Source organism: Kribbella sp. NPDC051620, assembly GCF_044453825.1.
Taxonomy (GTDB): Bacteria; Actinomycetota; Actinomycetes; order Propionibacteriales; family Kribbellaceae; genus Kribbella.
The window spans coordinates 342,971-356,106 of the sequence record NZ_JBITDB010000005.1 but is presented as its reverse complement, the minus strand read 5'-3'; the positions used below and the strand labels follow the sequence as shown (position 1 = coordinate 356,106).

The window sequence follows — 13,136 nt, the reverse complement described above, 5'->3', positions numbered from 1 at the left end:
AAGGATCTGACTGTCACGCCCTCATCCTGATTCCCCCGTGGAACCCTCGCTACCGGACATTCCACCACCTGCGTGGAACCCAGGGATAGCGAGTGCCTCGATCACACCCGAAAGCTGGGTGAGCTCCTTGGTGATCTCGTCGCGGCGCTGGTTCAGCGCCGCGACTCTCGCCTCGGCGTCGGCGAGAAGTTTTCGGGCCTGCTGGCGCAGCTCGTCGGAGTGCTCGCGGGCCTGCGCCTCGAGGCCCTGGGCCTCGGCGCGCGCCTTGCGGATCAGCTCGTGCGACTGGCGCTGCGCGGTGGCCAGATCGTTCGCGGCCTGCTCGCGCAGTACCTGAGTGCTGACCTTGGCCTCCGCCTCGCGGCGGTTGGCGCGGGTGATGATCTCCTTGGCCTCGACCTCGGCGTTCGCCTTCAGCCGGTCGGCCTTCGCCTGCGCCTGCGCGGTCACCTTCTCGGCCTGCTGGGTGACACTGGCCAGCGTCGCCTCGGCCTGCGCGTTGGCGGAGGCGAGCGTCTTCTCGGCGAGCGCGGTCAGCTCCGCGTTCTCCTTGGCGATTGCGGCCTGGGTCTCCTTGAGCCGGCTGGTCGAGCGGCTGACCACGCGGCGCAGGTGCGCGCGCTTGGCGCGGGCCAGTTCGGCGACCTCGATCGCCGCCCGGTCGCGGATCCCCCGGGCCTCCTGCTCGGCGGTGGCGACCAGGTCGTCGACGGTCTTCTTGCTCCAGGCGGTCTGCTTCTCGGCCTCGGCGAGCGCGGTCTCGGCTGCCTTGTTGGCGTCCTCGACGATCCGCTGCGCCTCGGCGGACGCCGTACGCCGGTCTGCCTCGATGCTGTCGACGACCAGCTTGGCCTGCGCTCGCGCGTCGGCCATCAGCCGCTCGTTGGCCTGCTCGGCCTCGGCCTTCCGCGCGGCGATCTCCTCGACCGCGGCGGCGCGGAGCTTGTCGATCTCGAGCGAGATGGCGGCCAGCTTGGCCCGCTCGGTCTCCTCGAGTTCCGCGGTCCGGCGCTCGAGCTCGGTCCGGTTCTCACCGCGCAGGCGCTCGATCTCGGCATGCGCGGCGGCGATCTGTGCCCGGGACTTCTCCCTGGCCGTCTCGGCCTCGCGCTCGACCGTGGTCCGCAGCGCGATCGCCTCGGACTCGGCCCGGGCGATCAGCTCGGCCTCGTTGCGGACCGCTGCCTGCGAGACCAGCGCGGCCTGCTCGCCGGCGTCGGCGACGAGCTGCTGGGCCTCGATACTTGCTCGTTCCACCGCTTGGGCGGCCGCCTCGCGGGCCTGTTTGGCCTCGTCGAGGATCTCGTCGGCTTCTTCCTTCAGCCGCGCGGCCTCCGCCTCGGCGGCGGCGATCCGCCGATCCGCGGCCGCCTGCGACTCCTCGCGCAACCGGTCGGCTGTCGCGTGCGACTCGCTGTGCAACTGCTCAGCGGCCGCCTCGACCTCACTGCGCCGCTTCGCCACCTCGGCATCGACCGTGCTGCGCAGTTCCTCAGCAGCGCTCTCCGACTCGACCTTGAGCCGCTCGGCCATCGCGGTGGCTTCGGACCGAACCCGCTCCGCCTCGGCAGTCGACTCGGTGCGCAACCGCTCGGCCTCGGTCTGCGCCTCGCTGCGCACCCGCTCTGCCTCGGCCGTCGCCTCCGAGCGGACCCGATCGGCTTCGGCGGTCGCATCGGCCACCAGCTTGTCGGCGGCAGCAGTCGACTCGGCCCGCAGCAACTCAGCCGCTGCCGTCGACTCGGCGCGAAGCTTCTCGGCCGCGGTCGTCGACTCGTGCTGCAACCGCTCGGCTTCGGCCTGGGCCTCGGAGCGGACTCGATGGGCCTCGGCCTCGGACTCGGTCCGGAGCTGCTCGGCCGCACGCTCGGCATCGTTGAGCAGTCGCTGGGCACCGGAGTGCGCATCGGAGCGCAGCTTCTGGACCGCTTGCTCAGCCTCCGCACGCAGCGCCTGCGTCTCCTCCTCGGCCGCCGCGCGCAGCGCCTGCGTCCGCTCCTCAACCTCAGTGCGGAGCGCCTGCGTCTCCCGCTCGGCCGCCGCGCGCAGCTCCTGCGCATGCTGCTCGGCCTCGGCCTTCAGCCGCTCGGACTCGGCGCGGATCCGCTCCGCCTCTTCCAGCGCGGTGTCGTTCTCGTACTCCGCCTGCTCGCGCAGGGTGTCCGCGATCCGCTGCGCGCGCTCCAGTACCCCGCCCGCTTGCCGCACGCCAAAGGAACCGGCGTCGGGGACCGGTTCCTGGGTCAGCGGCAGACGCGGTGCGTCCATGCGACGAGATGATTCCATCTCCGGCCCCCTCTCCAACAGTCCGGGTCCCAAAGCCGTGGTCACGTAGCTACAACGAGCGAGTTCGAGTGACGGGTTAACTTTCTTTCATGCCGCTGCGCGATCTTCCCACCGAATCGAAGGCCGCGGCGGCCCTGCTCCGGACGGAGGAGCTGGCACACCGAAGGACCTTACGACGAACCCAGTGGCAAGGTGTAACCCTCGCGTGTCTCTCGGTGGTCTCCGCGGTGGCCATCCTGTTGCCGGACAGCGCGAGCACAGGCTGTTACCTCTGGCGAGCGACGACCCAACCCGTGAGCGGCCGCGGCGCGGCCCTCGGCCTGCCTCTGACGCTGATCGCGCTGGTACTCGCAGATCGCTTGTCTGCGGACAGAATCGGCCTTCGCCGACAGATCCGTGGCTGGGGGGCGGTGGCGGTCACCGTCGTCGCCGCGACCGCATGGACCGGCCTTGCCTGGCAGGGCCGCTCGGGCTGCGGCACCTCACCGGCTGTGATCGGTTTCCTTGTCTCCGCCGCCTTGGCCGCGGTCATCGCCACCTACTGGGCAACCCGTCTGCCGACTGTTTCACCACTGTTCGGCGACCCTTCCGAGGGCTGGGAAAACTCGTCCGAAGAAAGTCTCGATCAGTCCGAATTGCGAGCAATCTTCGTCGAACTGGCCTCTTCGACCGAGCCTCCGCCGGTCTCTCGCCCTGTCGTCGCCCCCGTTCTCGCCGGCTCGCTGGCCGCAGCACTGCTGCTTTCAACCGTCCTCCCCTGGCGCGAACTCCTCGATCCCGTGGCCCTCGGTCCGGCCGGCGCAGAGGCCGGCGTGGCCCGCGTCCAGCTCTGGGAGATCCCGTACGCCGAGACCTGGGCCGTACTACTCGCCCTAGCCGCCGTCGCCGTCCTCTGCTCAGCCGTAGCTCGCAACCTGGCAGCACTACGGCCCGCGGCCGTACTAGCCGGCGCTCTCGCAGTAGCCGGCGTGCTCTCGGCTCTGGCCCAACTACCGGACCAGCTAGCGGATGGTGTGGGCTACCGACCAGGGATCGGCGCATGGGTCGCACTCGTATGCGGCGTCGTCCTGCTCGGCCTAGGCGTACAAGCTCGTCGACGCGAACTCCTCGCAGTCCTGCTGGCCGGGGCTGTCGGCGCAACGGCCGGAGTACTCGCACCAGCTGCAGCAGGCCCGGAGTACAGACCTCTAGCGTTTGCAGGGATTCCGCATCGGCTGCTGGATCTGCAGGGCGGGCAACTGGTCGACCGACTCGGCATGCGCGTCGCAATCGGTACGTCGGACCCGCTGGACTCAATCGCCGGCAGGCTGGACGGTGCGCCGGGGCAGTGGCTCCTCGGTCGTACTGGTTCGGAAGGGTCGACCCTGTTCGCGTACCGGGACGGTGTGGCGTTCCCCCGGGTCACCTTGAGCCATGGCGTGACGCCACCCGCATTGCTCGGTGTCGAGGACAACAAGATGGTCATGCTCGCCGGTGGAGCCGGCAACCGACCGTGGGCAATCCTCGCCGTCCCCCTGACGCTAGTGGCCGCTGACGTGAGCCTGAGCCACAAGAACCCCGACAACACGTACTACGTAACGCCAGACGTGGATGTCCTTGCCACCGGCCAGGGCCCCGCTCTCACGCATCGCAATGCAGACGGGTCCATCGTCATCTGGGGAGGCACAACGACTTGGCAGATCCCGGCCGATCGCTTGCGCCCTGGCCTGGATCTCGCTGCCTACGTGGTGGACCCAGGACCCGGTGCACCCGGCAACGCCGTGTCTACCGGGCCTGATGGCACCACTGCTTGGCGAACCAGTCGGACGGGACTGACTGTCCTCCGTCCAGGCTCCAAGCCTCAGCAGCTCACTGGAGTCGCGCCTGCTGCCTGTTCGCTGAGTAGGGATGCGGCAAGCTCGTCGTTGACGGTCGAGGCCTTCGCTGTCGATGTACGCGGCAACGTGTGGCTGGGTGGTGGTTCACCGACGGCAGTTGTCACACGCGACGGCGTATTGCGGCTGTTGCCCGGTGGCGTCGCCGGGGTGGACAGCATCGAGGCACGGCCGGACGGGTCGGTGTTGCTGGGGACGTCGCCGGGTGGTGGCGACCAGGTCCTGGAGATCACGGCTGCTGCCGATGCTGCTGAGTCGTATCCGGCGGCACCCGAGCCGGACGCCCGGTGCGATCGACGGACGCCGGCTGGTGGGAGTACGGAGTACAGGGCGACTGTGGTGCCCGTTGTGCCTCCGGTGGACCCGCCGGGGAAGGCGGCCACGGGGACGGCGACTCAGCTGGGCCTGGACGGGCATGGGCGGCTGGTGCAGGTCCGCCTGCCCATTGCGGCGCATGCGTGGGCTCCGGACGGCCTGGGCGGCGTCTGGTGGACTATGAGCGGCCCAGGCAACGCGTCCAACGAGATCGGCGTCCATCTCGTCGGTGGCTCGGCCAAGGTCGTGCGGGACCCTGCGCCCGGGCTGCCCAACCAGCGGGGTGAGTTCGCGGCTGCTGCCGGGGATCGGCTCATCACTGCGATCGGCGGGAACCTGTACAACTTCTACGGGCCGGGTGAGCAGGTCAACCGGGTACAAGTCGCCGGCGGGCTGCGGCCGGATGGACTGGTCCAGCTGAGTTCTGGGGATGCGGCGATGGTGCTCGACGAGCGGCTGGTGCTGGTGAGCCGGAGCGGGCGAACCACTGTGCTGTTCGGCGGAGCCAGCACGGGCTGGCCGATCTCGTCGACCAGTGTCGCGCCGAGTCAGTGGACCACGGACGGCGACTGGTTCGCTGGTCCGGACGGGAAGCTTTGGGGGTACGACGGCAGTCATCTGGTCCGCGTCGAAGGTCCTGGGCGAATCACCACGATCGCCGGACCAGCCCAGGGTGTACCGCAGGCGGCCGACGAGGTCACCGTCATCGGCCGATCCCTGTTCTTTGCCTTGGGCAACGACATTGTCCGGCTGGATCCGCGATGACCGAGATCCCACCCGATGAGCAACTCCCGCCGAAACTCGACGCACTGGAACGAGAACTGGCCGTTCAGCAGCATCGGTGGTTCGCCCTGGCGATGCTGCTCGCCGCCATCGCGACCGGTATCACGCTGCTACTCCCCTGGACCTTCAGCCGCCGCCTCGGCCTGTCCGTCTGGCAACTCGGCATCGAAACCCAACCAGCTCTCGCCCTCACCTGGGCAGCCGGCCTCCTCGCCACCATCCTCACCCTCGCCCTACCGCCCGGCCCGAAATCCCAAGCCACCGCGGCGATCACCGCCGTCATCACCCTCCTCTACCTCACCGGCTGCTGGCAGGCCCGGGACCTCCCCCTAGCCGACACCTGGCCAGGCCCCGGCCCCACCCTCGCCCTAACCACCGCCATCATCTGGCTCCTAACCACCTCAGCCCACCTCCTAGCCCCCCACCTCCACTCCCCACCCATCACCACCGACGCCCTGACCACCGCCCACACCCGCCTCCTCCACCACCGCCCACCCTTTCCCCCTGCCCCCACGCCGCCCCGCCCACCCACCTCAGAGCCAACCCGGCCAAGCTGACTTACCCGCCTGAATCCGTCGCCCGCACTGTCCGACCGCCGACCGGGGAGGCAAATAGCCCTGTTCGGGGGTACGACCCTCCCCACAGCCGGCCAGAAACCTCCCCACCTGGCGACCTCAGGTGGGTTGGAACATTTCAGGTGCTTGGGGCGTGCTGGTTCGGCTCGCTCGGAGGAGTGGAGCTGAGCCCCTCGCGGGGTTGAGGCGCGCGCGGCCGCTGAGCGCGAAGGTGGCGAGGTGAGCGTTATCGCGGACAGCGAAGGCCCCACGGACGGGTCCGTGGGGCCTTCGGTTGGGGCTGGTGGGCTCAGGTGTCCTGGAGGCCGGAGGTGCCGCCGCCGGCGATCTCCGTCAGTTCCAGGTCTGGGTCCGGTGCGGTGCTCTTCTGGGCGCCGGTGAAGGTGAAGAACTCCGGTACGCCGTCCTCGCTGACGGTGCCCTCGGGGGCTACGTCGACGAGCACGATCTGGCCGGGACGCAGTTCCCCGAACAGGATCTTCTCGGCCAGCACGTCCTCCACGTCACGCTGCAATGCGCGACGCAGCGGGCGGGCACCCAGGATCGGGTCGAAGCCACGCTCGGCGACCAGTGCCTTCGCCGCCGGGGTGAGCTCGATGCCCATGTCCTTGTCCTTCAGCCGCTCTTCCACCTGCGCGACCATCAGGTCGACGATCTGGACGATCTCTTCCTTGCCGTGCTGGTGGAAGACCACGATCTCGTCGACGCGGTTCAGGAACTCGGGACGGAAGTGCTGCTTGAGCTCGTCCGTCACCTTCGCCTTCATCTTGTCGTACGACCCGACCACGTCGTTGGCTCGCTGGAAGCCGGTGCTGACCGACTTGGCGATGTCGCGGGTGCCCAGGTTCGTGGTCATGATGATCACGGTGTTCTTGAAGTCGACCACGCGGCCCTGGGCGTCGGTCAGCCGACCCTCGTCCAGGATCTGCAGCAGCGAGTTGAAGATGTCCGGGTGGGCCTTCTCCACCTCGTCGAACAGCACCACGCTGAACGGCTTGCGGCGGACCTTCTCGGTCAGCTGGCCGCCCTCTTCGTAGCCGACGTACCCGGGAGGCGAACCGAACAGCCGCGAGGCCGTGTGCTTCTCGGAGTACTCCGACATGTCGAGGCTGATCAGCGACTTCTCGTCACCGAACAGGAACTCGGTCAGCGCCTTGGACAGCTCGGTCTTACCGACACCGGACGGGCCGGCGAAGATGAACGAGCCGCTCGGCCGGCGCGGGTCCTTCAGACCCGCACGGGTCCGCCGGATCGACCGGGACAGCGCCTTCACGGCGTCGACCTGGCCGATGTAGCGCTTGGCCAGCTCCTCCTCCATCTTGAGCAGTCGCGAGGACTCCTCCTCGGTCAGCTGGAAGACGGGGATGCCGGTCGCGGTGCTGAGCACCTCGGCGATCAGCTCCTCGTCGACCTCGGCGACGACGTCCATGTCGCCGGCCTTCCACTGCTTCTCCCGCTCGGCCTTCGCGTTGATCAGCTTCTTCTCGTCATCACGAAGAGAGGCTGCCCGCTCGAAGTCCTGGGCGTCGATCGCCGACTCCTTCTCCCGGCGCACGTTCGCGATCTTCTCGTCGAACTCGCGCAGGTCCGGCGGAGCGGTCATCCGGCGGATCCGCAACCGGGAACCGGCCTCGTCGATCAGGTCGATCGCCTTGTCCGGGAGGAAGCGGTCCGAGATGTACCGGTCGGCCATCTGCGCCGACGCGACCAGAGCCGGGTCGGTGATGGTGACCCGGTGGTGCGCCTCGTACCGGTCCCGCAGGCCCTTGAGGATCTCGATCGTGTGCGCGATCGAGGGCTCGGCCACCTGGATCGGCTGGAACCGGCGCTCCAGCGCGGCGTCCTTCTCGACGTACTTGCGGTACTCGTCGAGGGTGGTGGCGCCGATGGTCTGCAGCTCGCCACGGGCCAGCATCGGCTTCAGGATGCTGGCCGCGTCGATCGCGCCCTCGGCGGCACCCGCACCCACCAGGGTGTGGATCTCGTCGATGAACAGCACGATGTCGCCGCGGGTGCGGATCTCCTTGAGGACCTTCTTGAGGCGCTCCTCGAAGTCACCGCGATAGCGCGACCCGGCCACCAGCGCGCCGAGGTCGAGCGTGTAGATCTGCTTGTCCTTCAGGGTCTCGGGCACGTCGCCACGCACGATCGCCTGGGCCAGGCCCTCGACGATCGCGGTCTTGCCGACGCCCGGCTCACCGATCAGGACCGGGTTGTTCTTGGTCCGCCGGGACAGCACCTGCATGACCCGCTCGATCTCCTTCTCGCGCCCGATCACCGGGTCGAGCTTGGACTCGCGGGCGGCCTGGGTGAGGTTCCGGCCGAACTGGTCGAGCACCAGGGAGCTGCTCGGGGCACCTTCGGTGGCCCCGGAGCCGGCGGTCGCCGTCTCCTTGCCCTGGTACCCCGAAAGCAGCTGGATGACCTGCTGCCGGACCTTGTTCAGGTCCGCTCCGAGCTTGACCAGGACCTGCGCGGCGACGCCCTCACCCTCGCGGATGAGGCCGAGCAGGATGTGCTCGGTGCCGATGTAGTTGTGGCCCAGTTGCAGGGCCTCACGCAGGGAGAGCTCCAGTACCTTCTTGGCGCGAGGGGTGAACGGGATGTGCCCGCTCGGAGCCTGCTGTCCCTGGCCGATGATTTCCTCGACCTGAGAACGGACAGCCTCCAGCGAGATGCCCAGGCTCTCCAGAGCCTTGGCGGCGACACCCTCGCCCTCGTGGATCAGGCCGAGCAGGATGTGCTCGGTCCCGATGTAGTTGTGGCTGAGCATCCTGGCCTCTTCTTGAGCCAGGACGACTACCCGACGGGCGCGGTCCGTAAATCGTTCAAACATCGCCAAAGCGCTCCTTGCCTCAGAGGAGTCGGACGTGCCGTGTAGGCCGACCCCCGTACATGCATGCTAGTCCCCGGCACCGACAGGCTCGCTCTCAGCGAACAAGCGACGACCTCCGGTACGGCCGCGAAGTGGGGATCACAAGGGAACAACCCCGCTCGGCGCCCCGGTGTTCCCGACGCGCTGAGTGTTCGCCACCAGCGAATTCATCCCTTTACCTGCCCGGTCAGTGACCGGCTCGCGCCGACCCGCCGGGGAAGTGTCCACACTGTGAAACGGCCGGAATGCGGACGGTCCCGGTGCCATCACTGGCACCGGGACCGGCAAAGTCCGGAAAACCTACTTGGCGTCGTTGTAGGCGGCGCGCACCTCGGCCGAGATCCGGCCGCGCTCGCTGACCTCGTAGCCGTTGTCCTTGGCCCACGCGCGGATGTCCGCGGAGTCGGTCGCGGAGCGGCCACGGCCACGCGTCCGGCCGGCGCCACCACGGCGGCCCGACACCCGGCGCCCGGCGCCGACATAGCCGGCCAGCGCGTCGCGCAGCTTGGCCGCGTTCTTTTTCGACAAGTCGATCTCGTACGTCGAACCGTCCAGTCCGAAGGTCACGGTCTCGTCGGCCTTACCGCCGTCGAGATCGTCCTCGAGAACCACCTGAACCCTTTGCGCCATCTTGTGACAGTCCTTTCCGCGCCCGCCACCGGGCACAATCCCCCTGCCGAAATTCTTGTTACTGATTTCTACAGCACAAACCGGCAAGTTGTCATTCAACAGGCGGAATGGGCAGGAAAGATGTGACTAAAGCCTCCGGCCCGGCCGACGCTGTGCATCCGTCGTGACGATGGGTATTCATCGTGCTCACCCGCCGGATCGTGGAAAGAATCGGCCCCGGGAATGGATTTGCCGGTTGGTTGTGCTATGCAACAGCCCGCCGAACCGATTCGGATACTTACTCCGGCCGGAGCAGCGGGAACAGAATCGTCTCCCGGATCCCGGCCCCGGTGAACAACATCACCAAGCGGTCCAGACCCATCCCCATGCCACCGGCCGGCGGCATCCCGAACTCCATCGCGCGGAGGAAATCCTCGTCCAGTTCCATCGCCTCGGGATCGCCGGCCGCGGCCAGCAACGACTGTGCCACCAGGCGTTCACGCTGGATCACCGGGTCGTTCAGCTCCGAGTAGCCGGTGCCCAGCTCGACCCCGTTGATGATCAGGTCCCAGGCCTCGACCAGGCCCGGAATTTCGCGGTGCGGCTTGGCCAGCGGGCGTACCGACTCCGGATAGTCGCGCACATAGGTGGGCTGGATCAGCGTGTGCTCGACCAGCTTCTCGTAGATCTCCAGCGCGATCTCACCGGCATTCCAGGCCGGCTGCAGCTCGACCTCGTGCTGCTCGGCGATCTTGATCAGCCGGGCCGTCTCGGTGGTCGCGTCGACGGTCTCGCCGACCGCTTCGGAGACCAGCTCGAATAGCGTCGCGTGCCGCCACGGCTGGTCCAGATCGATCTGCGAACCGTCGCGCGCGGTGACCACGCTGCGGCCGACCGCACGGGCCGCGTTCCGGATCAGCTCCTCGGTCACTTCGGCGATCGAATCGTAATCGCCATAGGCCTGATAGGACTCGATCATCGAGAATTCCGCCGCATGGGTCGAGTCCAGCCCCTCGTTGCGGAAGGTCCGGCCGATCTCGAACACCCGGTCGACGCCGCCGATCATCGCCCGCTTCAGATCCAGCTCGAGCGCGATCCGGAGCTTCATCTCCTGGTCGAACGCGTTCAGGTGGGTCGAGAACGGCCGGGCCGCCGCGCCACCGTTGGTCAGCTGCAGGACCGGCGTCTCCACCTCGATGAACTCGTGGCGGTCGAAGGTCGAGCGCAGCGACTTGAGCACGGCTGCCTTGGTACGGACCATCTCCCGCGCCTCCTGGCGCACGATCAGGTCGACGTACCGGAGCCGGACCCGGGCCTCCTCGTTCAGCGGCTTGTGCTCGTTCGGGAGCGGCCGGAGCGTCTTGGCCGCCATCTGCCAGCTGGTCGCCTGCACGGACAGCTCACCACGCCGGCTGGTCACCACCTCGCCCTGCACGGAGATGAGGTCGCCGATGTCGACCAGCGCCTTGTACCGGGCCAGCTCCTCCTCGCCGACCTCGGCCAGCGACAGCATCACCTGCAGCTCGGTGCCGTCGCCCTCACGCAGCTGGGCGAAGCAGAGCTTGCCGGTGTTGCGCTGGAAGATCACCCGCCCGGTCACCGCGACCAGCTCGCCGGTCCGGAAGTCGTTCTCGAGCTCCTGCACGTCGTACTTCGCCCGCAGGTCCTTCAGCAGGTGCGTCCGGGGCACCGAGATCGGGTACGGCTGCACCCCCTCGGCCAGCAGCCGGTCACGCTTCTCCCGGCGTACCCGGATCTGCTCGGGCAGGTCGTCCTGCCCGCTGTCGGGGGTCGCCGGGTTCTCACGTGGTTCAGTCATGCCTCAAAGGCTAGTGACTTAAGCCCTCGACCAACGAATCCTTTGTCCGTACTACGTCCCTCCGGGCCACCAGACCAGCCGCAACGAGCGCGCAAAGGACGGCGAGCACCCCTGCGCCGACAAAGGTCGCCCGAGGCCCGACCAGCGCCCCGACGACGCCCCCCAGCAACAGAGCCACCAGCGAGCAGGCCCGCGCCGTACCGCTCATTGCAGCCACCACCCGGCCACGCAGAGCATCCAGCGACCGGGTAACCACCAAGGTGCTCGTGGCTGCATTGAGCATCCCGCTCCCGAAGCCCACCGCCACCGCACCGATCACCAGCGGGACCACTCCACCGGCCAGGCCCATCAGGACGCAGGAGATGCCGATGGCCGCAGTACCGGCGAGCACTGCGCGGGTGCGGGCCAAGTCGCTCCGCAGTCGGCCGGTGTACCAGGCGCCGGCGATGGCACCAGCTCCTTGGGTCGCCAGCACCAGGCCATAGCCGGTCGGTCCGAGGCCGATCTCGTTCCTGATCAGCAGGACTTCCATCACGTTGACTGCCTCCCCGACCAGGATGAACACCCAGAGCGCGGGCACGAGCACCTGCAACAGGTGGTCGGCAAAGAGGCTGCGCAGCCCAGCCGTCATGGCTCCTCGCTCCTTCGGGGCCCCGGGCAACGGAGTACGCCGGGTCCGCACCAGCCGGGCGACGACGGCCAGGCCGAGGAAGGTCGAGGCGTCGACCAGCAGGGCGATCCGATCGCCGGACAGGCCGACCAGCACCCCACCTGCGGCCGAGCCGGCCAGGGTGGCCGCTCCGATGAGCGCCTGGCTCGCACCGGTGGCCTGACCGACCAGGTCGTCGCCGACGATCCGCGGGATCAGCGCTGCCCAGGCGGGGCCGGCGACAGCTTGGCCGACCTGCAGCACGCAGACCAGAGCCAACGTGGCTGCTAGACCGTGGGAGAAGGCGATCCCGACACCGGCGGCCGCCTGCAGCAACGACGCCCACACCAGGACCCGGCGCGAGTCGTACGCATCCACGATCCGGCCCGCGAACGGGATCATCACGACCGTCGGCACCGCGAAGGCCAGCAGCAGGGCGGTGATCGCCGCGGTCGCGGAGCCAGAGCCGGCACCCGCAGTGGAGCCGGAGCCCGAGCCCGAGTCCGAGACCCGGAGCATCAACGCCACCAGGGCGATCGCGTCGCCGGCGTACGAGACCGCGCGGGCCGGCAGCACCAGCCGGATGTCTCGGTGCGACCAGAGCCGGGCCGCGCCCGGCGTACCGGGAATGTGAAGTAGTTGCTTCATAACTATGAAGCTAATGCTTCAGATATCGGATGGTCAAGGGACCGGCTACGCTGTCGGGCGTGGCCGCGAAGAAGAAGCGCGTGGTGCTGACCGACCCGCGAGCGATCCGCGCCCTGGCGCACCCGGCCCGGCAGCGGATCATCGACGAGCTCTACAGCGGCCGGGTGCTGACCGCGACGGAGTGCGCCGAGATCGCCGGGCTGACTCCGTCGGCGACCAGCTATCACCTGCGGGCACTGGAGCGCTGGGGCATCCTCGAGCGGGCCGAAGGCTCGACCGACGGGCGGGAACGCCCCTGGCAGGCCCCGGCCGCCAGCCTGGTGATCTCGTCGCAGTCGACCGGCGCGGGCCGGCTGGCCAGCCAGGCGATGATGCGCAGCAACATCGACCGGGTGATGGAGCAGTTCGAGGAGCTCCCCGGCGACGACCCCTGGGACGGCGTCAGCGCGATGAACCGCAGCCGCCTGTGGCTCACCAAAGCGGAGACCGAGCAGCTCGACAAGGACCTGATGGAGGTCGTCAACCGCTACCGCCGTGGTCGCTCCGCCGCCAACCATCCGGCCGGCACCCGCCAGGTGAGCACCTTGATCGCGATCGTCCCCACCGGCAAGCCGCCCGCGGTCGATGACGCAGAGTAGTCAGTTCAACCCGAGGGACCCTGAAATTCCCCCGGAATAGCTCACAGATCAGCTATTCGCTTGCC

8 protein-coding genes are annotated in these 13,136 nt (G+C 68.5%); 3 read left to right on the top strand and 5 right to left on the bottom strand.

The genetic code is table 11. The features are described from left to right. Positions 1-21: 21 nt before the first annotated feature. Complete coding sequence (locus ACIA12_RS26265) at positions 22-2,268, bottom strand: kinetoplast-associated-like protein (protein ID WP_396369735.1); 2,247 nt, start codon at positions 2,266-2,268, stop codon at positions 22-24. A 311-nt stretch (positions 2,269-2,579) separates the two neighbouring features. Here ACIA12_RS26265 and ACIA12_RS26260 point away from each other — a divergent pair, with 311 nt between their 5' ends. Together ACIA12_RS26260 and ACIA12_RS26255 are read left to right on the top strand one after the other, a co-directional pair. Continuing rightward, entirely contained in the window at positions 2,580-5,240 is a 2,661-nt protein-coding gene (locus ACIA12_RS26260; protein WP_396369734.1) for a hypothetical protein, read from the top strand. Next, a complete protein-coding gene (locus tag ACIA12_RS26255) occupies positions 5,237-5,815 on the top strand; it encodes a hypothetical protein (RefSeq protein WP_396369733.1) in 579 nt (192 codons plus the stop codon). Before ACIA12_RS26260 ends, ACIA12_RS26255 begins: the two co-directional genes overlap by 4 nt. A 307-nt stretch (positions 5,816-6,122) precedes the next feature. Here ACIA12_RS26255 and ACIA12_RS26250 read toward each other — a convergent pair whose 3' ends face one another. The 4 genes from ACIA12_RS26250 to ACIA12_RS26235 all read right to left on the bottom strand — a co-directional run bounded on the left by ACIA12_RS26250 (position 6,123) and on the right by ACIA12_RS26235 (position 12,433). After that, the gene (locus tag ACIA12_RS26250; protein WP_396369732.1) at positions 6,123-8,669 is read right to left on the bottom strand and encodes an ATP-dependent Clp protease ATP-binding subunit; all 2,547 of its coding nucleotides are present in this window, start codon (positions 8,667-8,669) and stop codon (positions 6,123-6,125) included. Between the two features lie 339 nt (positions 8,670-9,008). Beyond that, positions 9,009-9,338 carry an Lsr2 family protein gene (locus tag ACIA12_RS26245; RefSeq protein ID WP_363813855.1) on the bottom strand — a complete coding sequence of 110 codons (330 nt, stop codon included), beginning with the start codon at positions 9,336-9,338 and terminating at the stop codon, positions 9,009-9,011. A 277-nt stretch (positions 9,339-9,615) separates the two neighbouring features. Beyond that, positions 9,616-11,136 (bottom strand): lysine--tRNA ligase, encoded by a 1,521-nt coding sequence (lysS, locus tag ACIA12_RS26240; protein ID WP_396369731.1) that lies wholly within the window; start codon positions 11,134-11,136, stop codon positions 9,616-9,618. 10 nt (positions 11,137-11,146) lie between these two features. Further along, positions 11,147-12,433: an MFS transporter gene (locus ACIA12_RS26235; RefSeq protein WP_396369730.1), complete on the bottom strand. Its 1,287-nt coding sequence runs from the start codon at positions 12,431-12,433 to the stop codon at positions 11,147-11,149. Between the two features lie 59 nt (positions 12,434-12,492). On the opposite strand from ACIA12_RS26235, the gene ACIA12_RS26230 reads away from it, so the two are divergent. Further along, positions 12,493-13,071 carry a winged helix-turn-helix domain-containing protein gene (locus ACIA12_RS26230; RefSeq protein ID WP_396369729.1) on the top strand — a complete coding sequence of 193 codons (579 nt, stop codon included), beginning with the start codon at positions 12,493-12,495 and terminating at the stop codon, positions 13,069-13,071. Positions 13,072-13,136: the final 65 nt, after the last annotated feature.

Excerpts from the sequence above, each read along its gene's own strand:
- ACIA12_RS26265 (WP_396369735.1), bottom strand. The coding sequence starts at position 2,268 with ATGGACGCACCGCGTCTGCCGCTGACCCAGGAACCGGTCCCCGACGCC.
- ACIA12_RS26235 (WP_396369730.1), bottom strand. The coding sequence starts at position 12,433 with ATGAAGCAACTACTTCACATTCCCGGTACGCCGGGCGCGGCCCGGCTC.
- ACIA12_RS26250 (WP_396369732.1), bottom strand. The coding sequence starts at position 8,669 with ATGTTTGAACGATTTACGGACCGCGCCCGTCGGGTAGTCGTCCTGGCT.
- lysS (WP_396369731.1), bottom strand. The coding sequence starts at position 11,136 with ATGACTGAACCACGTGAGAACCCGGCGACCCCCGACAGCGGGCAGGAC.
- ACIA12_RS26255 (WP_396369733.1), top strand. The coding sequence starts at position 5,237 with ATGACCGAGATCCCACCCGATGAGCAACTCCCGCCGAAACTCGACGCA.
- ACIA12_RS26245 (WP_363813855.1), bottom strand. The coding sequence starts at position 9,338 with ATGGCGCAAAGGGTTCAGGTGGTTCTCGAGGACGATCTCGACGGCGGT.